Source organism: Citrobacter sp. EC_71, from assembly GCF_019584005.1.
Taxonomy (GTDB): domain Bacteria; phylum Pseudomonadota; class Gammaproteobacteria; order Enterobacterales; family Enterobacteriaceae; genus Citrobacter; species Citrobacter werkmanii.
The window spans coordinates 12,879-31,994 of the sequence record NZ_VDAY01000026.1; the positions used below are offsets into that span (position 1 = coordinate 12,879).

Here is a 19,116-nt window from a genome sequence, read left to right on the forward strand (position 1 = left end):
GTCAGTAATTTACTTTGATATGCCTTAAGTTCACATGGAAGGGGCAACTTCGAACGCATTAGGAACTCTGATCCGCGAGCCTATTTCCAGTTTAATGGTTGCCTTTACGTATTCACCCTCCTTCAGATAGGTGATGTCTTGGTTATGAAATGTTGACTTTTCATGTGTAGCCCACCATTCCATAGAGCTTGGGATTTTTAACGTTAGCCCAAGATGTTCAGTGAGATAGCATACTCCCATGTTTGAGTAGGTCTTAACGGGGTTCGGGTAGAATTGAAAGTTACCCTCTACGAGACAATCAGTACGAGGATCGATGAACGAAAGGAAAACGCTAAAAGTACCCTGACGTTTTAGCTCGGCGTAAGCCTCAAGAATCGTGAAACGCTTTAATGCGTCATTTGAAAACAGGGTTACAATTTTTTCCGAAAGCATAGCCACCTCATGAGCTGTTTTTTTCCTATTATCAACCGGTGTCTCCTCCTGACGAATAGGTTTGCGGCCAAAAAAAAACTGCACCAGGAGGTGCAGTTTCGATAATCAAGCAATGGCGAATTGTTATTTTTCGCTACTCAGTTTATCCGTAATAAATGCTTCAATTTCTGCCATGAGCTCGGTACTCATTCGGTTAAATTCAAAGCGAACTTTACGGCCTGATGCATTTTTGCTGATACGGGCGTATTTGTCCTTATTAGCAAAATTAGCCAGATCACGGGTTTCCCAACTTTTTGCAGGTGGCTTTTGATCGAGTAATTCAACCGCCTTTGTGATCTGCGCCATGACAATTTTCTGCGCTTCCGGGATGTCACTGATGTCCAGATTAGCAATTTCTTCTTTCACCCTATCAACTACATCTGCAAGAATGAAAAGGTTGCTCTCTACGTATTTCTGAAGTTTGGACAACCGGCTGTAGAAGGAGTTTGGTATACCTTCATAATCCGGGAACAGAGCTATCAACGAACCGTCAATACGCGCCGCCTGAATACGTTTAAAGACTGACACATGGCTTATGCCAAGAAAGAGGGCAAGCTCTTCATTTTTGGTGAATCCTTTTTCCTGCATTAGTTCCAGATACTGAAGCCCAACCTCTCGGTATGAGAATCGGCGTGATGTTTGTGCAGCGGTAATAATCGCCTTGATGTCCTCAGCTGATAGATCATCTGGTAGCACCCATAAAGGCAGATCTTTTTGAGCCGCAATACAGCAAAAACGTCTGCGGCTACCTTCAATAAGCAGGTACACGCCATCACGTTTAACGGCAACACCTTCAGTATCAACACCCCTTGACTCAATTTGTTGCAGGATATCTCGTACTGCGTTTGTGGTAAGCGCTTCCTGATTTCGCGGGTTCATTGGGTGAACGGCGGTCTCAGTAGCGACATTTTCAGCTGCTACAGTGACGTGCTCAGCTTCAAGTTTTCGCCCGTTATGAAGGGTAAAGAGTTTCTTAATGCGAGGGGGACTCTTAAGGTTAGCTAACCCGGAACGGTGGCCTACATCGGTTCGCTTTGGCGTATTTAGATAACGCGATTTATCGTTTCCGATATGCTGTTCATCACTCATGCGTTAACTCCTTCCTTCGCTGAAAAACTCTTTATCTCATTAATAAACTGTTGATATACGGACATTACGGATTCTTCGGCAATATCCAGCTGCTTTGGTGAACATAACTCTTCAGATTTCTTAATATCGAGAACCGACCTACCCCGTGACGCAGCTGCTTTGAATGCTTCAGAGTTTTTGATATTGGTTGCCATAAACAGGTCTTGAACGGTTCGAATTAACTTATCGAGGACTATTTTTTCGTATGGGCTTTTATCATCGACGTTAACGGCCAGTACTTTAAACCATTTAATATTTTCACCTTTATTGGGAGACTGACGGAATCGCTCACTGATCGTCAGCATAAAATCAGTTGTGGATGCATAGTCGTATTCTCGCGGAGAAACTGCGACAAGAATACCGTCAGCGGCCTCATCAGCGGCCCAGATAATTGGCGAGTCTTCTGGAGGGGTATCGAAGATAATAAGGTCATACTTAGCTTTCAGGACTGGCATTATCACTTCTTTGAATCGTAGCAACAACTGAGTGCGCTCTTCTTTACTGCACTGCCAGTATTTATCTTTGAATCTCGCATCGGTTGGGAACGCAGTAATTACATCAAGATTTGGCAGATGGGTTGAGAACGGCATATTCTCAATGATTTCAGCCTCAGAGTAACCCATGTCGAGGTATTTTTTATATTCAGAACCTTCTTCATACACGCCCAGGATTGCGTCGATTGCAGTCAGGAATACGTCGTCTTCAGATACGCTTTGAATCATACCGCTACCAATAGAGCCTTGCGGATCCCATTCAATTACTAAAACTCTGGCATTCAACTGGAGATCAAGTGCTGCTGCTACAGCCAGAGCCACTGAGGTCGTGCTTTTTCCTGTCCCACCTTTATGATTCTGAACAATGATTGTTCGGCTCTGGTAGTAATCTCTATAGCGCGGATAACCCAGGGCATCCATAATATTCTGGACATCCCAGCGGGTATAAAGGTGGTTTTTGTTCTGATAAATAGGTTGACCCACCAGCCTTTTTTCTTCGAGATCAGCGAGAATTTTATTGAAGGTAACTCGAGATTTTCCAAAGAAGTCGGAGAGATTTTTTTTATTCAGGCAGTGGTTATAGATAAGGCGATCTACCCCCTCCACACTGTCATCTGATACAGATACCCGGGAAGAAGCCAGTAACGATTCTTTCAATGAAATTTGTTCGGACTTCATGCGTTGCCCGACAAGGGCAATTTTATCTATTAGATTCATTCTCGTCATACCCTCAAACCTGAATTATGAATTTAAACGCATATGCGTATACTTTACGTATAATGCGTAAAATGACGCTCTATGCGTATAATTGTAACGGCAATAAGATTGAGACGCTAACATTCTATTTTGTTTTTTCTTCATTTTGCGATCTCGAAATGCAGTTCAATGACACATCATCTTTCTCTTCTGGCGATTAAGGGGGTTAAGTAATCCACGGGGCGGGCAGAACCCGGAGAGACTGACTGGCGATTAAGGGGGTTAAGTAACCCACGGGTCGGGCAGAACCCGGAGATGCTGGCTGGCGATTAAGGGGGTTAAGTGACCCACTGTACGGGCAGAAACCGGAGAGGCTGGCTGGCGATTAAGGGGGTTAAGTGACCCACTGTACGGGCAGAAACCGGAGAGGCTGGCTGGCGATTAAGGGGGTTAAGTGACCCACGGTACGGGCAGAACCCGGAGAGGCTGACTGGCGATTAAGGGTGTTAAGTAATCCACGGGTCGGGCAGAACCCGGAGATGCTGGCTGGCGATTAAGGGGGTTAAGTGACTTAGCGCTGGAGGATACGCCCTGCAACTATTGGTAAATGAATGACAAGGTTTCCCGTAAGACCCATCAAATAAAAAAGCCTCTGAAGTAGAGGCTCTTGGGTATTCGATATAGTTAGGCTAATTCGTCCGGGTCGTTGATGGCACTAACGAAGAACTCCGTGCGGTAATCATTCCCCCATCCCAACCAGACAGAAGGTGAACCCTCCTTTGCCAACGAACGGTCACCCGTCATGCTGTCCGCTTGGACAGGAACTGTCACGCATTCTTTAATAGTATCGGCCTCGGCAACCAGTCCAGTACTCTGGGTTTCAAATCCGGCAATTACGACAACAGCATCAGGGTCGTGTAGCTGAAGCTGGGCGATAAGCTCTTTAACTTTCATAGTGATCCTCTGCGCTAGAATTATCCAATTCTACCACGCTTGATGGTCAGGCGTATAAGTGCTTACTGTACAGCTCGAAAGCTTCATCATGTTCCAAATCGTCCAGGATAACGATATCAGGGCCATGTTCTTTTTTGATTTGTGCGATGTATGAAGCGTATTGAGCCTGGCTTTTGTAGCCCACTGTCCAAAGTCTACCTTCGCGTAAGACGCAGATTTTCTTGCGGTAAACCTTCTTGAAACTTGATTTAGTTTTCCGGTTACGCTCCTCGTCACTGACAAGCTGGTCGATTACTTCAATCAGGTTTGAGTCTATGAGAAATGGCTTGCCATTGTGTTCGCCAAGGCAGATTGGCAGAAGACCCTTCGCATATGATTCGGCCTGGCGGAACAGCTCTTTTTTTCCTGGTTCGAACAGTACGCGAGTTTCGCCACCATGCCCATCATTATCAGCTGTACCTATGCTCAGCCCGTCGAAGAGGACAGTAGCGTTAAAGCAGACTGTTTCCTGGCTCATGCCAGTATAGATTTTGAGGCCTTTCAATTTGATTCTTGTCTGAGTGTTCATTGTGTGTTCCCCGCTTTCTAATTGTGATTCTATTTTCAATCACCTTGAGCAGGTGACGAAGTGATACGGAGAAATAATTGTTGGGTCGCCTGATAGCCGGGCTGGTGGCAGCCGCAACCCTTAGTCAGTACTTCGGGATCGTAGTTCCGAAAAGCCACAACAGTCTCCACAGCGTTTTGGGGGTGTTAACCCCCATACGCTTTGAGACTTTGCCCTAGCGGGCCGCGAATTCGCCTAATCGCCCCGTGAGGGCTCTATTCGAATTTACATGTCGTGCCTGCTTCGCTTGAGAGCGAAGCTTTTGGACGGCGATTGCCCGCGTGGCGGGCAGACATTTTTACGTGCGCATTGCGCACGATTTTCTTCGGTTACATTACAGGGCTGGCTGGGGATTGGCTTATTGCAATATTCTACAACGAAGCTGGGAACGGCTGGCTGGAACGCGAAGATTTAAATCATACTCTATATCGACTGATATCAACGACGGTATCAGCGGGGTCTGTTGCCAGCTTACAGGTCACTTGACCTTCCTGATCCAGCATCAGTGTCGCGGTTAACGGTTCATTTTGAGCATCGATTACAGTGACATTCACGCGTAACCGTGTTGGAAGCATCATCAGAATTCGCGTAGGGCTCTCTGATAATGACACGTTTCTGGCTTGCAGAACCGCTAAAACACTCTTCATTAACTCTGCTTGGTCGATCATATAGTCACATGCCACTGGATGTATTGGGATGAAATCGTGCCTACCGCAGGGCTACACGAAAGATATAAATCAGTATGACATGCGGGCCGGACTCAAACCATCAATTACTGGAACCAGTCCGAAGATAGCGCTCTGGTTTTTATGCTGTTGAATTTACATAGTTGTTATTTAGTGAATTATTCGTACCTTATCATTCACTGATATCACTTAAATTCAAAGTGAACAGGAGAGGATTGGATTAAAAGTCCATAAAATGTGAATTAAAAGTGCGCTAGGAAATGCGATAAACTGATTGATTTGTTTTGATATGGTTTTTATGTGAATTATCGGTGAGTTACTTGTGTGCTACTTATCTCCATGCTGCTATGCCTTTCCAATAAATAGATTGGATAGGGCAGGGAGATGGAAGAGGGGAGAGGGCTTACTCCGCAGGTGATTTCACTTTAAATTCAAGCCATCTTGCCCCGAGCCTGTTTTTATCCAGATTGTAGAACAACGGTTTTATACAGACCCCTTCATACTCAGGGAACTCTATACCGCTGGCGAAGTGAATCTGTAGTGTATCAGGATCAATACCCATCATGTTTGTGTCAAACAGCCTGTGGAATGTTGGTGATAGCAAAATGCCGTTACTGGCGTTATAGCAGCCTGCTACGGATGTTGGTTCAATATGTGCTGCCTCCAGCACACCGTTGAGGTGTTTGCCCGATACCGCGCACAGGCTTCCGAAATTCTTATCCACCAACTCACGGAACTGAGACTGGACATGCACATCGCGAACGCTAACCTCTCGGCGGAAGCTCGGGGAGCGCATACGGATATCTGCATGGGGGAGGTGACCGCGTGGTAATGGCAATACAGCCGGTTGCTCATCCATTACTGGATTCTGCTCCTCGCAGTAGGTGTCCACGGACTCAATCAAACGGGATGTGTCATTACCAAATCGGCGAGTGAACCAGAGCCTGAAGTGAGCCAACCGTGATGCCGGAATTTTGTTACGTGCGTACTCCTGAGCATTCTCCTTTTCGATTTCAGTATTTAGTAAAGCCAGACGGGCCTGAGAAGCACGAATTTCTTCCTGGACTCTGAGATATCCTGCCAGTAGACAAACTTTGGATTCCTGATGTTCAGGCCGTCGCGGATAACCAGATCCTGTTTCAACCACGCCAAAGGCTTTGTACCGGAACATTCGGGGAAAAAGCGTTAATGCCACCCGGTTGTTACGACGAACGAGGGAACGAATCAGATTGGTTATCTTCCTCATGTTCTGAATAGTGCGGGGAGAAAAGAACGCGGCGTATTACCTCTGCTCTATCTATTCCCGACATTATCCCTCTGCGAATGACACCACGGAGGTGAGCATTATGTCTTGCCCCGCTTACTAGGCCGAACTCACGGGACAAACTGACATACTCTTTCAGGAGGTGATGCTTAGGGTCGGTAAACGCCTCTGGAGGAATCACCTGATATGCAACTGACGAAAGTATACGGAAAGTCAGTTCAGATGCTGTCCAGCCCTCACGCCGAAGCCGAATAATTGTTATAACGAGATCATCGATACCAGGCATATCCGGTTCGATATATAGGGACATCAGAGTGTCGTTCATTCCGGGAGGAAGGCTAGCAGAGTGTGACGGGTTGCTCATAGGGTAAGGTACTGATCGGACGTAGAAGAAGCGCTTATGTTACGGAATTCGCTCTGGTGGGTTTTAGCTCCAGTGGCGAACGCTGGAACTACGGGTAAAAAAATCCCCGGTTTACCGGGGAAGTTAACAACTACCTCCAGAAGGGTTGGAGGCAAAGCCGGTTGGGCGACCGGCCACAGGGAATGCTACGGCTTAATGCCGAGTACTACACCGCCATAGACCAGGTACATCACGATGGCGAACAGCATGAAGAAATGGGTTACCGGGTGCGCCAGCGCGGCTGCTGCCGCATTGCTTGCGCTGAGCTTCAGTGAGCCAAAAGAGTGATTACGAACAGCTTGTGCTTTCATGGGTCGCTCCTGATAACGGGTTACATGTTGTGGCTTCTGTATCCAGTATCTGGTGAGTGACTCAGGTGACGAAGAAAACCAGGGCATAAAAAGCCCTGTATTTTCAGAAAGATAATATCGGTTTCGTTTTGTGTTGTGCTTGCTATTCCGGGCATAAAAAAACCGCCTGGTGAACCAGACGGCTTTGGGATAAACAGGCTTTACACAGACAGGTCAGTGGATCATTTAAGTCACTTAACCCCCTTAATCGCCAGTGTATTGCCACCAGCAGTACGTGGTCTAACGCTTAAATATCGTAGCGACCTTCTTTGATTTGCTGGAGCTGTTCAGCCAGCACCTTCGCCAGTGGTTCGGCTTCTTCTTCATCATCAAGATTGTCGATGAGCGTCAGATTCGACTCACCCGCACGGCGGGCATAAACCCCATACGCTCGCTGGCCGGAGATATCGGTGACCGAAGTCTGAGAGTGATCGCAGATGATATTGCCGTGACGGTCTACCGGCCCGAAGCTGATGGCTTCATAATCCGCATCGTGGCCCAATGGTAAATCGCGCAAAACAAACAGGCGTAATGGGAGAACGTCGTACTCAGCACCACATTTTGCTGCCACATCCAGATCGTTAATTTCACGGAGAAAATCTTTCGCTACCACCGAGTCAGAATGCATCCGGTAAATGGTCGATGCGGCCCAGATTGCACCAGCATAAAATTGTGATTCTTCTTTTGTCATTTAGCACCTGCTCTTATTGTCATGGGTATGCCGGTCGAACGGTATCCCCGTGCAGACCGTCAGTAAACGGTTATTTCCTTTGCGCAGCAGTCGCATTGGTATTCGTTGATACCACCAGTTGCGACCCAGTTTATTGCGCCGCAGCGGCAACTCAACAGCTGGCGCATACCAGGAGCAAGTGCCCGCTCTGAAAACGACTCAACCGGGACTTCGCCCGGGTAGTAGTAACCTTTTATCAGCTTGCTGCGTGAATGCCCGTCAGTGTCGGTGTAATGCAGATACACCTTCCGGGTATAAATCATACCCGAGTCAGTGCCGAACTGCGTTTTCAGAAGCATACATATCCTCCAGACGCTGAATACATTGTTGTGCGGCCTTATCAAGTAGTTCAGCCGTGGGTTCATCATAGATGCCACGTACCAGCAGACCAAATATTTCCGGGTCTACAGACAAATCGTACATGCATACGCGAACGCCAAGCGCTGTACGTAGCGCATAGACATGGCGGTTAGGCTTTCCGCCGATACCGGTGACTGACGCGACATTTTCAAAATTACCAGGGTTAACCAGGTTAATCACGGGGCACGATATACACTCAGGGATCCGCTTCAGAGCCACAGCATCCAGATACAGGCTGTGGCCCACTTTCAGGTTTTTTGGCAACGCTTGCAACGGCATGGCTTCGAGGGCCAGATTTTCTTCAAGATGCAGGTTATCCGGCAAAGTGGTAATACGGGTGTTTGACAGCATCATACTGCCAGCTACTTTCAGCGTATCCGGCAGATAGGCGATATCAGTACACATGATGTCCAGAACGCGGCCCACCGTCAGATTTTCCGGCAGATACTTAAGACGTGAAGAATTCGCCATGAGCGTACCGGTAATGGTCAGGTTGTCAGGGAGAGATTCCAGCTCAGAGTAGCTGATAAACAGATTGCGGGCCACCAGCCCGGCAGGGATGCTATGAATGCCCGACAGAATGGTCAGGGTGTTCGTCACGGTCAGATTCGCGGGAATATAGTCGCAGGGAATTGCCGGATCTTCTGGCTCAAGCGTAAACCCGACACGAAGATCGCCTTCAACGATGATTCGTCCGTCCTGAAGGGTAAAGGCCACACCATTCGCTGCCAGTTTATCAATGAAGTCTGTCATATCGGTTTCCTTTTAATGGCCCGACGAGCCGGGCCGGAGGTTCAGAGTTTGCTGACAAAGTTCTGCTGCGTGAACAGGTACATATCGCCCTGCTCATTGAACATGCACAGATTTTCGAGGATGCGCTTTTCAATCCAGACGACCGGCTTTTCACGCATATCCTTCGCGAGCGAAAAGGTGTTTCGCAGCCGGGTAATGCGGTGCTGATCATTGATTGCCTGGTGAATTGCGGCCTTTGACGCTGCCGCCTGCTTTTTTACGTTGTTGCGGGCACACCATAATTCGCCACTAGCGGCTGATGCCCGCGCTGCTGGCTGACGTGAGGAGTCCAGTTGGTCATAACGTAAGAGATTCGGCATGATGCCCCCTGTCATAGTTTTGTCGTTATTGACCTATTATCTGGCAGGTGGGGCTGGTGACGAAGGGCGCTGAGGTTGTCTGATGGTTAAAAGATTGCCGTTAGTGTTCCATATGGTATAATTGAATTACCAAATGGGAGGGCTAGTTATGACGATGAAAGTTTTTTCTCCAGACGTTACCAAAACGAATCAGCACTGCTTATGGCAGGTTGCTGGGCTGGATAATGACGGTATCGCGCTGATGGATAAAATCAATCACGGTCTCGATGGCACAGTAGCTAAGCACATTTCTGAATGGGCTAACATCACGCCGTCTGAGCTGCGCAAAATGTCGGGTATACCTAATACGACGTTTAATCGTAGCATCAAAGACCGTTTCACTGCCGATCAGAGCGAACGTCTGGTGCGCATTATCCGCGTAATTGAACGCGCTGTAGAGCTGTTTGAAGGTGACAAAGAAGCGGCGCACAAATGGCTGAACGAAGCGAACCGTGGTCTGAGCTGGAAATCACCGGCAGAGCTTGTTTCTTCTGAGACAGGTGCGCTTGAAGTGATGCGCCTGATTACGCGTATTGAGCACGGGGTATACTCGTGATCCTTTACCGACTGACCAAGACCCGTTATCTGATGACTGCGTGGTCTGGTCTGGGTGCGAAAGAAGCGGGGGGCCGCTGGAACAGCGTAGGCACTGCAATGGTCTACCTGTCTGAAACGGCCAGCCTTACCATGCTTGAAACGCTGGTACACATTCACGCGCCGCAGTTACTGGACGACTTTACACTGCTGAGTCTTGATGTACCGGATGATCAGATCCAGACCTTCGACATGAGCCGTCTCCCTGATAACTGGGCGAGTGAGGATGCTCCTGCTGAGCTGGCGCTCTACGGTGATAACTGGGCTGAAAGCGGTTCTTCTATCGCGCTGCGTATTCCAAGTGCGTTGTCTCCGGTTGAATTTAACTACTTGCTGAATCCGGCACACCCTGAACTCTTTGACCTGATGGCTACGGTTAAGAAAATTCCGTTCCGGTTTGATTCCCGCCTGAAATAACACACAGGCAACTCCCCGGCATTGACGAACTGAGGTGTCTCTGATGATTCAGAAAGCGAAAGTCGCTAAAGCGTTTATCTCTGTAATTGCCTTGTTCGCCTTTGTCTACTGGGGACTTGATCCCGATTCAATTTGTCAGGCAGTTGGTGACGCATCTCAAACCTGCGGTTACTCCGGCAAGAATGGCGATGCGAGTCTGGTTGGTTCCGTGTTTGCTCTGATGCTGACGGTGTTGGCGGGTGCGATGCTTTGGGCGTGGGTCAGGAAAGGCTAATCAGAACTCTTGCAACTCCCTCCGTGATGCCGGGTGACGCTCCTCACTGAGCGCCACCAGTCAGTCATTACAAACGGGTTGATGATTCAATCGCGGGCGGAAGGCTACTATTCAGCGCGTCGAACCCGCCAAATGCCCGGCCCTCTTTTGTCAGCACCAGATGCATCGGCGTTTCGTTGATATTACGGGCGATGTAATCGTTGATGAATGCCCGCGCCTGATCGGCATTTTTAACCTCTGCTGTTTCCGGCATGGAGTTATGGGAACGATTAAAGACGACAGAGACATAATTCCCTTCAATTCTTACCGGGCGAGTCGATACGGTGAGTTTCATGGTCATTTTCCTGTAGTGAGTGTTGTGTGTATTGGTGTTCTGCCACTATCTACTGCAACGTTGCGGCCACAGGGCGAAGAATTGCTATCGCCTTTGATAACGCCTGCCGCTCACCACCATCAAGGATTCTGACTGCTTCTACGCAAGCCGCTTCTGCTGTATCAGCACGTTCTACCAACGTCCTGACGGTATTTTCATATGATCCGCAATCAGGCTCCTGATTGCTGTCTTCGCTCAGCGTGTTCCATGACTCAGTGAGGTTAACTGCAACAGCGACCAATTGGTCAGTGCTGATATCACCTTTTACGCAACGGCAGGCCACTTCAGCGCCCAGACGTTCAGCAATGTCGTAGTACCAGACTCCCGGTTCTTCAGATGCCTGATACGCAGGTTCGCAGGCTTTACAGATCTGCTCTGCGGCATCCAACATCCAGTGAGCACATTCAATTTCGCCACCAGCCAGCGTTTCACAGATCATTGTCTGTACGCTGTCACAGTTGAAGGTGAGGGGGATAGGATTAGCCACTGATAATGCGGTCAGACGGGAGACTTCATGCTGGAAGCCCTGAAACATGAACATGGCGCAGATAGCTGGATTTAACATGGTAGACCCCTGTAGTTATGTGTGTTGTTCGTTTTGTTTACATAACCAGTTAACCACGCTCCCCGCAGGTGACGAAGGCTTTCGGGGCAGAAAATTCACAAAAAAAACCGACCATTAAGGCCGGTTATGATCTGGAGTATATGGGGCTGAAAACCGCGTTATGCCTTCACTTTCGCCATAAACAGCTGCATGGTTTCTTCAGCAAGCGGAGTGCCAACCTGCTCAAGAACATACTCCGCGACATGCGGGGTGAGAATGAAGTCGATAAACTCCGGCAAGGACATGCTGTTCAGGCTCGGTAGCTGTCTGGACAGTGCATTCTGGTAATTTTCCACTTCACCCAGTTTGCGCTCGGGCCAGCCCACCAGCTCAGGGTGCTTTTCCTTAAGTGCGAGGCCGCGCTCCGGGAAACTGTTACTGATGGGGTGTCTGGCGAGGGTGGGGATCAGGAGATTCGCCAGAAAATCCACTTTCTCGTAATCAAGACAGACAGAATTCATATAGGTTTACCTCTTGCCACTGGCTATGATGTTCGCTTGCTATCTGGAAAACTCTACCAAAGCGGCTGGCGATATCTCATTGAAAACGCCAGCAGAATGCGGTCATTTCCAGCAGGAGTTACCCCATCTGATAACTGTCATAAGATGCCCCGCAGGCTTCCACCAGCGCATCCAGATCACCGGTAAACTCTCTGGCCCGCTTCATCAATGCACGGTGTAATTCCGCTGGTGGAATGTCATCGCTACTCTTCGCCGGGTATTCAACACTGAACGCGATGGTAAACGCATGGCTATACCACGGCCCGGCATTCTGGTTTTCAAAGCGGGCCATCAGCTGGCTTTCGGTTGTATCGGTAGCAAATGTATCGAGGTGGACGACATCGACCGGCACGTTGAGTGCCCCGGCAGTGGTTGATGCCAGCTGCCGGGCTTCGTCTCCTCGCTCTGGTGGTGCGCAGTAGAGACATTTCCCGTTCAGTACCACCAGCGTCTGACCGTAGGTCGTACTGACGATACTCACGGTGTTAGCCGGTTGCGGGTGTGTGGTTGCAGTGTGCTGCATGGTGTTCTCCATTAGGTCACTCACATGGCAACCAGCTTACCCGGCACAATTCAGCTGACGAAATCAGGACGGACTGGTGTATATCGTTCGCAAAATAAAGATATTTTTTATCATCAGCACCGGTAGTTACGGGGCAAATTGCAGGTATCCGGTACAATGGTGATATGAAGGGCATTACATGCAGAATCGTGTGGCCCGGCAGACGGATACCGAATATCAGCAGAAGGAACCAGGACAATGCAGGAACTCGACTTTGACCATATCCAGATAAACCTGAACCCGCGAGCGTGTGCTGTCACACCTATCCCGGAAGACCTGAAAAGGGAGCTGGCTTATCTGGGCGCTATCGCAGAGAGAAAGAAATTCGCGGCAAGCCTGATTGTTAATCTCTACAACCCGGACGTTTGCGGGGCGAATATGTACAAACTCACGGCCTATTGCCGTAACGAGTCATGCGATACCCTTCGCGATGGCATGATGACCCTGATACAGCTTTGTGCATACATGGAGTCACATGAGATCTATGGCGAGACGTTTGTCAAAAAGCTGATTAAACAATGGGAGTTTCGTAAGTAGTCTGCTGCTTCAAAATACCTTTCTGACAGGGCGCTATGTGCGCCCTTTTATTTTAAAAAAACGGGAAGGTCTTGCCCGGGTATTACCTGCTATTTTCAACTACCAAACCACAACGGCAGAAGAAAATTGACCAGTCGAAGCAATTCGACCAGGAGTTCGACATACAGGAAATGGAAGTCTTTCATAACAGTCTCTTCATATAATTGGCTCGACAAAATCGTTGCATCACGACGATCGCAGGTGTGAGGTTTGTTTTCTTCGTGGGGGTTGTCAGCTATCACGACATTGAGGCAGGCAAGCGCAGGTGTCACAGTTTCGGGTATATTTTATGCTGGTGGGGTGACCACCAGCTGCGGGTATAGTTACTTAATGGTTTTCAGGAGGGTGAACTTGGTTTTGCACCGGGTGCATTGCGCTTTCAGAGACCCGGAGCGCACCTGTTTCAGTTTCCCGGCGCACTGGGTACAGGCTACGTCCTTCACACGTTGTGCCATTCGCTCATCCACAGCGAGTGTTTTGGTCGGGTTATGCTTACGCTTGGGAGCCTTCAAAAGCCCCAGCGCCCGCAACGTGGCTTTGTACTCCCGGGTGATCCATTGACCGTCGCGCTCATAGTGCAGGCCATCCCCCATCATATCGCCAAGCTGTATCAGCCGCTGATGCAGCACTTTTTCTTCTTCAGGACTCATATACCGTGCTCTCTTTAAATTATTGAGACGGAACCGAGCCGATTGATACCTCATATGAGGCCACCAGCGTCTTTACTGGCGTTTCAACGAAGCTGACGCTCTGCTGAGTAGAGTCGAATGAGAATCGCGTCCAGCGCCCCACAGAGCGCGATCCTGAAGCTTTCGCTATGACCGTCCCGTTCGCGCATCTCCAGAAGGGCATCCAGCTCGTTATCGTCAATCGGCAGTGGCCCGGAACAGAAGGTTTTCACCATGTCAGAGGTGTCAGGGTTTATACCTGCAATGCGCAGGATATCGGGAACCTCAGACCGGTAGATCACCGGTCGGCCTGATGGCGGTGTCCACGTTATCGGCTCTATCTTCAGTTGCGGTAAGCCAGCACCGGCGAGGGCGTTATTCAGATCGTCTATAAGCACGACATCCGCTCCTGAAGGAGGATGTACGCCGAGGGCCGCAGGGATTTCGACAGAGATATTGTGCATGGCGTTTACCTCAGTGAAGGACGTGATTAACCAGCGACGGGGGGATATCGAGTGACCCGACACTCCAGCCATTGGCAGTTGTCGCAATAAGATCTGGCCGGAACCCACCCCAACCCGTCACACGGCCCGAATCGTTGACCACCACCACCAGCGGCGCACCGGTATTTTGTGTCAGGCGAACGAGATCTGCGTTGTCCACCAGCGGGATCTCATTCACGTCCACCCCAGCCAGAGAAAAGCGGGTAAGCGTCATGCGACATTTCGGACAATCAGGGGCAGTAAACACAGTAATTTTCATTGGGATAGCCTGGTGTATACGGGATATATTCATTATCCCAGCTTTCCGCTTCTGACGAAGCGTTGCGCGGGTAATCAGAGCGTAAGCAGGTAAGATATTGTTGGGGCCATCCTGCAACATCAGTTGCGCCAGTTGCCTGGCTATTCGTCGCTCTCTCCATTAGAGAAAATAAACCAAATAAGCAGAACGCCTCCGACCCACATTCCAACAAAGAGGCAAATACCGATCAGGTCATAGACGTATTGTGGGATTTCATTCATAACGCATCCTCATTAATAATTTGTATTCAGCCTTAAACCGGTCATTTCATTAACCGAATCCGGTCTATCAAAGCGCTACCCTGCGTTGCATTCAGCCCCTCGTGCCGGTGAGTCAGGAACAGGGCAGGGCAGTCAGTTGGAAAGAGTCGAGCGGTATCGTCCACGAAGGTGTAATGCTGTAGGCCGAACCGTTTAACGACCGCCATGCATTCGTGATAACGCACGTGGTTATTCACCAGCCCATCCAGATCGGGATTGAGTCCAGCAATCCGATCGCGTATACCCGCAGGGAAATGACTCAGCACCATCTCCCGGGGTACGCCGGTACGCCAGTTTGTGGAAAGGATAATTCCCGTCTGCGGGCATTGCGTCAGCACGTGATCCAGCACAGGCATAAACTCCAGTGACCCGTTTTCCGCCCGGTGGAGTACACCGTCGATGTCCAGGAAAATCCAGTGACGACGGGCATCTATTTCCAGCCAGAACTCGCCCGCAGAGCGCCGGGTCGACATACAATCTATATCGTCCTGACAGGTAAACCTGACTAACCACTTCTGTAATAATCGGAACATAGAGGCCTCTCGCGGTAGTTGACTATATGCAGAACCGGCAACCATCAAAATCATACGGATTCTGTTGCCATGAAATACGGCCACACCCGGGGCAATTCCAGCGAGTCAGCCCCTTTGACTGTCGGCGATTTTGGCGTTTCAGCCAGGCAGGCATCAGCAGACCGGCCCCCTGCGTCATTTTACGGCGGTCTATCCGCTCAACACTGAAGGTAGGGCGCTTTGCAGCGTCAGGGATGTGATGGGGTAACCAGACGACATCAGGTCTATCTGCCTGTGGTGAGTCAAAAACTCTGGCAAGGGAAAAATCCGTGGTAGTACCCGCATCAGCCAGCCAGAACAGATCGTTTCCGTCCCATTGGCCATTAACGAAGCCGACATATTTGGTGGCGCTTTCGGAGAGAATGGTTTTTCCCGGTACAAACTGATGATCAACATGAAACACGAGATGGCGGTCGACTGCATCGGCATCAACCGGCAGGTCAAACTCCCGTCCCGTATTCCATGCGCGTTGTGCTTCCTCGCGGGTGTAAACCCGGGCATTACGCTGATCGGTGCTGTAACCTCTGCCGTGATGGCTATGAAAAGCGGTATTGCTACCAACGGTGTCACGCAAGCTGACCAGATAAAAACGGTCTTTCATGAAACACTCCAGAGGATGATGGCAGGAAAATAGCCCGGCGCGGCGGATACCGACACCGGGGAGGAGGGGTTAGCTTTCGATTTTGCTGACGTTTACGGTGTCATCGTCGTTACGCTTTACACCCAGCATGGTATCGCCATCGACTTCGATAATGCCGTCAAAGTAGTCGGTCATTTCGTCATAGCTGACTTCATCAAGGTCATCCAGCCGGTAGGAAGAGCCATCCGGCAGAACAAACTGACCATCCAGCGTGGCAAGGTCATACGCCAGCGGGGTAACCGTGAAGTAATACTCATCGGTGAACCAGACCGCGCCAACCACCAGTGGGTGAGAAATGTGGAATTCGACGGTGTTATAGCCCTGCGCTGCGATTGCATCCAGCAAATCAATGAAGCCGGGCATCGTATCGCCATCCCAGCCATCAGCCGATAAGGAAGGCTTGAGGTTATCCCAGTCGCTCAGACTGAAAAACACTGTGCCCTCACCGTCATCGCTGATATGGGATGAAATGTACGTCGCGCTTGCTTTTGAAGCCATTGCAAACAGGAAGTCCTCATCGAGCACGTGTTTGAGGGAGGTTTTAAAAACCTTGTCAGTGCCTGCTGCCGGGATAATCGCTAACATGAAACACCTCAGTGGTTGTGTTGGTCTGTTTTTATTATCGAACGACTGAGTCTGCTGACGAAGGAAAAAAGGGGACAAAAAGAGGCTGTTTTCTCAATAAAATCAGAAAGATTGTGACGGCCCGAATTCAGATGAAACGGGCGCAGACGGGGGGTTATTTGCTGGCGGATTCGGCTTCGTAAATGACTTCGTCGGCCCAGTCTCGATCAAATCCCGGCATCACCGGTAATGCTGCAACGACATCGGTAGGGAGGGCATCAATATAATCGCGCATGGCTTTTGCCACTTCCAGCAGTTCATTTTGCTTCATCATTTTCTCGCTCATTATCTCTGTCAGAAACCATCCAGCAGGAAGTCCACCGCACTTTTGATAGTGTGCCGGAACGGAGATGCGTCCATGACCGCCTGACCGAGCTGCTTCACGCGGACTGAAGCCATTTCATGCGTCATCAGGATAACGTCATTCCCTTCCACCTGTATGACCGGAGTTAATCGCGCAACCGGGGCCGAGGCTCCTTTTTTAAGCCGATGAAGGGGGATCACCAGGCGGGTATTTAACTCGCCAATGATGTCGCTCTGTATATCCAGCAGGTAAGGGTATGCCTGGCTGTTGCCGGGATTGCGGTAAACGGTATATTGCATTATCAGAACGTCCTGTATTCGTCAGACAGTAACCCATGCTCTTCAGTGATGCGGTTCAACTCCTGAATACCAGCACGATTCTGTCGTTTCCATTCTTCCGCTGCACTGGCCTTCAGTTTGCTCTGAAGCGCTTCTGCCAGCGTGGCGGACAAGTTAATCCCAGCGTCTTTTGCCTGCTGTACGAGCATTGGCTCAAGGGTGACACTGACGGTTTTTTTCTGGCGAGCAGCTGTAGCCTGCATGTGTCCTCCAATAAAAAAGCACGTGTCGATTACACGTGCTTTAAGTATGCGCCCATTTTATCCCACCAGCAAATTTGTTTGCCTCCGAGAGAGTCTACTGCGTCAGTTCAGCAGGTCAGATGGCCTAGACCGCAGAGGCTACGTTTTTCCAATCATGATAAGCAACACACGCCTGTTTGGCAGGTTGGCTGCAACTTTAGCTGCTTTATCAATGCTTTGTGCTGTATACACTACCCCTCTTTCTTTCAGGTTCTCCGCGTTCTGACGCAGCGTTTCCTCTGAAAAGCTGGACGACTCATCAATGCCAACTGGGCCGGGCTTTGCACCGCGCAAACTGAATGGCACAGGGCCATGCCAATCATTCTTTACCAGTAACAGTCGGGCATCAATGATCCGTCCTGGTAGCGTTCTTTCGATGAGGTAACTTTTTCCGGTTCCAGTGCTGCCAATCAGGCAAACGGTGTAACCGAAACGCAATGCCCATCGAATGATTAGAGCCCAATACCGCGCCCGGAACGCGGAAATGACAGGCATTTCACCTGGTCTAAATACCGCTGCGAAAAGACATGAATAGCTATATTTCTCAGCGTTACAATCTTTCATAAAACTTTATCCAGTGATGTGTTTTTGGGGAATTTTCTGCCCGCCCAGCAGGTAGCTGGTGTATCTGAAGTACATAACATCTTGTAGTTGCCTCTGACTATCTCTCTGGATATAGACTTATCAAATTCATTTCTATCCATATCAAATAGCCAGTAGAACCCATCAGCATAGATAATTGTGGTTCGATTGGGATCCGAAGCTACGACGCGAGCATCCGTAATCAAATTCTCCTCATAGCGCAAAGGCGAAGCGGAGAAAAAGAATATTATTAATACGAACCAACTCCCTATGAAACACGGTAAAACATGTTTTTTGCAATCCTTTAAACCATCTTTGTTGCCTTTCATTTTGTAGTCATAAAGACCAAGCAAAAAAAGTAAGAAAGAAAAAGCAAACCCCAGAAAAACGTGAGTATAAAACTGATGGATGCCGTCACTCCATGTAATACTGATACTTCCAGCATTTGTTCTTTTTGTTGTTATTTCTAATACGGAAATGAAAATGGCTGTTAACTGACTAAAACAAAATATTTTTATGCTTAATTCAGACTTAAACGCTTTGTTATATACTAATACAATCACAAAAAGTATTACGATTACAAAAGCTGTAATCATAAACTCACTCATCATCATGAGCACACTGTTATTAATACTGTAATTTATGTTCATCATCACTCCTTAATTTCACAACTTTTCATCATTTTATTTGAGAATTGACAGGCTTATCGAGTAGGGGGTTTAGCGTCCTTGAATATGTTCGCTCGTGTGGCGCTCACTAGACACCAGATAACAGAAGAAAGCAGAGCAAGCATTGCGTAAACCATTCGGAAGTTTGAATCCCACTTCGCGGTTACTATTGATTCATCGACCGCCTCGCGAACGCAGGGAGATTCGATAAGTGTCGGGGGAG

31 protein-coding genes are annotated in these 19,116 nt (G+C 49.0%); 4 read left to right on the plus strand and 27 right to left on the minus strand.

Annotated features, from left to right (window positions below; translation table 11 throughout):
- Positions 1-30 precede the first annotated feature (30 nt).
- The 12 genes from FHD02_RS20960 to FHD02_RS21015 form a co-directional block, all read right to left on the minus strand.
- Positions 31-516 (minus strand): hypothetical protein, encoded by a 486-nt coding sequence (locus tag FHD02_RS20960; RefSeq protein ID WP_172745723.1) that lies wholly within the window; start codon positions 514-516, stop codon positions 31-33.
- 39 nt (positions 517-555) lie between these two features.
- Entirely contained in the window at positions 556-1,560 is a 1,005-nt protein-coding gene (locus FHD02_RS20965; RefSeq protein WP_007372313.1) for a ParB family protein, read from the minus strand.
- On the minus strand, positions 1,557-2,810 hold the full coding sequence (locus FHD02_RS20970; protein WP_007372312.1) for a ParA family protein: 1,254 nt from the start codon (positions 2,808-2,810) through the stop codon (positions 1,557-1,559). Before FHD02_RS20970 ends, FHD02_RS20965 begins: the two co-directional genes overlap by 4 nt.
- Before the next feature lie 663 nt (positions 2,811-3,473).
- Complete coding sequence (locus FHD02_RS20975) at positions 3,474-3,743, minus strand: hypothetical protein (RefSeq protein ID WP_008786584.1); 270 nt, start codon at positions 3,741-3,743, stop codon at positions 3,474-3,476.
- Between the two features lie 46 nt (positions 3,744-3,789).
- On the minus strand, positions 3,790-4,311 hold the full coding sequence (locus FHD02_RS20980) for a hypothetical protein (protein ID WP_007372310.1): 522 nt from the start codon (positions 4,309-4,311) through the stop codon (positions 3,790-3,792).
- A gap of 455 nt (positions 4,312-4,766) precedes the next feature.
- Entirely contained in the window at positions 4,767-5,018 is a 252-nt protein-coding gene (locus tag FHD02_RS20985) for a hypothetical protein (RefSeq protein ID WP_024196080.1), read from the minus strand.
- 421 nt (positions 5,019-5,439) lie between these two features.
- Positions 5,440-6,282: an HNH endonuclease signature motif containing protein gene (locus FHD02_RS20990; RefSeq protein WP_007372307.1), complete on the minus strand. Its 843-nt coding sequence runs from the start codon at positions 6,280-6,282 to the stop codon at positions 5,440-5,442.
- A gap of 567 nt (positions 6,283-6,849) precedes the next feature.
- On the minus strand, positions 6,850-7,014 hold the full coding sequence (locus FHD02_RS20995; protein WP_007372306.1) for a hypothetical protein: 165 nt from the start codon (positions 7,012-7,014) through the stop codon (positions 6,850-6,852).
- A 286-nt stretch (positions 7,015-7,300) separates the two neighbouring features.
- Positions 7,301-7,744: a hypothetical protein gene (locus tag FHD02_RS21000; protein WP_007372305.1), complete on the minus strand. Its 444-nt coding sequence runs from the start codon at positions 7,742-7,744 to the stop codon at positions 7,301-7,303.
- Between the two features lie 59 nt (positions 7,745-7,803).
- Positions 7,804-8,082, minus strand: coding sequence for a hypothetical protein (locus FHD02_RS21005; protein ID WP_007372304.1), 279 nt, complete (start codon positions 8,080-8,082; stop codon positions 7,804-7,806).
- The gene (locus tag FHD02_RS21010) at positions 8,054-8,896 is read right to left on the minus strand and encodes a hypothetical protein (protein ID WP_007372303.1); all 843 of its coding nucleotides are present in this window, start codon (positions 8,894-8,896) and stop codon (positions 8,054-8,056) included. The genes FHD02_RS21005 and FHD02_RS21010 overlap by 29 nt, the downstream gene beginning before the upstream one ends.
- A gap of 41 nt (positions 8,897-8,937) precedes the next feature.
- A complete protein-coding gene (locus tag FHD02_RS21015) occupies positions 8,938-9,255 on the minus strand; it encodes a hypothetical protein (RefSeq protein WP_007372302.1) in 318 nt (105 codons plus the stop codon).
- A gap of 154 nt (positions 9,256-9,409) precedes the next feature.
- Here FHD02_RS21015 and FHD02_RS21020 point away from each other — a divergent pair, with 154 nt between their 5' ends.
- The 3 genes from FHD02_RS21020 to FHD02_RS21030 are packed head-to-tail and all read left to right on the plus strand — an operon-like array spanning position 9,410 to position 10,579.
- Positions 9,410-9,850 carry an antitoxin Xre/MbcA/ParS toxin-binding domain-containing protein gene (locus FHD02_RS21020; RefSeq protein WP_007372301.1) on the plus strand — a complete coding sequence of 147 codons (441 nt, stop codon included), beginning with the start codon at positions 9,410-9,412 and terminating at the stop codon, positions 9,848-9,850.
- The gene (locus tag FHD02_RS21025) at positions 9,847-10,305 is read left to right on the plus strand and encodes an RES family NAD+ phosphorylase (protein WP_007372300.1); all 459 of its coding nucleotides are present in this window, start codon (positions 9,847-9,849) and stop codon (positions 10,303-10,305) included. Before FHD02_RS21020 ends, FHD02_RS21025 begins: the two co-directional genes overlap by 4 nt.
- Positions 10,306-10,348: 43 nt before the next feature.
- Complete coding sequence (locus FHD02_RS21030; RefSeq protein ID WP_007372299.1) at positions 10,349-10,579, plus strand: hypothetical protein; 231 nt, start codon at positions 10,349-10,351, stop codon at positions 10,577-10,579.
- Between the two features lie 67 nt (positions 10,580-10,646).
- On the opposite strand, the gene FHD02_RS21035 is transcribed toward FHD02_RS21030, so the two are convergent.
- The 4 genes from FHD02_RS21035 to FHD02_RS21050 form a co-directional block, all read right to left on the minus strand.
- Positions 10,647-10,913 carry a hypothetical protein gene (locus FHD02_RS21035; RefSeq protein ID WP_007372298.1) on the minus strand — a complete coding sequence of 89 codons (267 nt, stop codon included), beginning with the start codon at positions 10,911-10,913 and terminating at the stop codon, positions 10,647-10,649.
- Between the two features lie 49 nt (positions 10,914-10,962).
- A complete protein-coding gene (locus tag FHD02_RS21040) occupies positions 10,963-11,517 on the minus strand; it encodes a hypothetical protein (protein WP_007372297.1) in 555 nt (184 codons plus the stop codon).
- A 158-nt stretch (positions 11,518-11,675) separates the two neighbouring features.
- Positions 11,676-12,017, minus strand: a complete 342-nt coding sequence (locus FHD02_RS21045; protein ID WP_007372296.1) for a hypothetical protein — start codon at positions 12,015-12,017, stop codon at positions 11,676-11,678.
- 118 nt (positions 12,018-12,135) lie between these two features.
- A complete protein-coding gene (locus FHD02_RS21050; RefSeq protein ID WP_007372295.1) occupies positions 12,136-12,579 on the minus strand; it encodes a hypothetical protein in 444 nt (147 codons plus the stop codon).
- Between the two features lie 237 nt (positions 12,580-12,816).
- Here FHD02_RS21050 and FHD02_RS21055 point away from each other — a divergent pair, with 237 nt between their 5' ends.
- Positions 12,817-13,155 (plus strand): hypothetical protein, encoded by a 339-nt coding sequence (locus FHD02_RS21055; protein WP_007372294.1) that lies wholly within the window; start codon positions 12,817-12,819, stop codon positions 13,153-13,155.
- A 362-nt stretch (positions 13,156-13,517) separates the two neighbouring features.
- Here the strand turns inward: FHD02_RS21055 and FHD02_RS21060 are convergent, their stop codons facing one another.
- The 11 genes from FHD02_RS21060 to FHD02_RS21110 all read right to left on the minus strand — a co-directional run bounded on the left by FHD02_RS21060 (position 13,518) and on the right by FHD02_RS21110 (position 18,878).
- Positions 13,518-13,844 carry a hypothetical protein gene (locus FHD02_RS21060; protein ID WP_007372293.1) on the minus strand — a complete coding sequence of 109 codons (327 nt, stop codon included), beginning with the start codon at positions 13,842-13,844 and terminating at the stop codon, positions 13,518-13,520.
- Between the two features lie 83 nt (positions 13,845-13,927).
- A complete protein-coding gene (locus FHD02_RS21065) occupies positions 13,928-14,326 on the minus strand; it encodes a hypothetical protein (RefSeq protein WP_007372292.1) in 399 nt (132 codons plus the stop codon).
- Positions 14,327-14,336: 10 nt separating this feature from the next.
- Complete coding sequence (locus tag FHD02_RS21070; protein ID WP_016241556.1) at positions 14,337-14,624, minus strand: hypothetical protein; 288 nt, start codon at positions 14,622-14,624, stop codon at positions 14,337-14,339.
- 301 nt (positions 14,625-14,925) lie between these two features.
- Positions 14,926-15,396, minus strand: coding sequence for an HAD domain-containing protein (locus tag FHD02_RS21075; protein ID WP_007372290.1), 471 nt, complete (start codon positions 15,394-15,396; stop codon positions 14,926-14,928).
- Between the two features lie 82 nt (positions 15,397-15,478).
- Positions 15,479-16,096, minus strand: a complete 618-nt coding sequence (locus FHD02_RS21080; protein ID WP_007372289.1) for a hypothetical protein — start codon at positions 16,094-16,096, stop codon at positions 15,479-15,481.
- A gap of 69 nt (positions 16,097-16,165) precedes the next feature.
- Positions 16,166-16,720, minus strand: a complete 555-nt coding sequence (locus tag FHD02_RS21085) for a hypothetical protein (protein WP_007372288.1) — start codon at positions 16,718-16,720, stop codon at positions 16,166-16,168.
- 154 nt (positions 16,721-16,874) lie between these two features.
- Positions 16,875-17,033, minus strand: coding sequence for a hypothetical protein (locus FHD02_RS21090; protein WP_016241558.1), 159 nt, complete (start codon positions 17,031-17,033; stop codon positions 16,875-16,877).
- A 20-nt stretch (positions 17,034-17,053) separates the two neighbouring features.
- A complete protein-coding gene (locus FHD02_RS21095; RefSeq protein WP_007372286.1) occupies positions 17,054-17,362 on the minus strand; it encodes a CcdB family protein in 309 nt (102 codons plus the stop codon).
- A gap of 2 nt (positions 17,363-17,364) precedes the next feature.
- Positions 17,365-17,604 carry a type II toxin-antitoxin system CcdA family antitoxin gene (locus FHD02_RS21100; RefSeq protein ID WP_007372285.1) on the minus strand — a complete coding sequence of 80 codons (240 nt, stop codon included), beginning with the start codon at positions 17,602-17,604 and terminating at the stop codon, positions 17,365-17,367.
- A 138-nt stretch (positions 17,605-17,742) separates the two neighbouring features.
- Complete coding sequence (locus FHD02_RS21105; protein ID WP_008786596.1) at positions 17,743-18,207, minus strand: hypothetical protein; 465 nt, start codon at positions 18,205-18,207, stop codon at positions 17,743-17,745.
- Positions 18,204-18,878, minus strand: a complete 675-nt coding sequence (locus FHD02_RS21110; protein WP_008786597.1) for a hypothetical protein — start codon at positions 18,876-18,878, stop codon at positions 18,204-18,206. The genes FHD02_RS21105 and FHD02_RS21110 overlap by 4 nt, the downstream gene beginning before the upstream one ends.
- Positions 18,879-19,116: the final 238 nt, after the last annotated feature.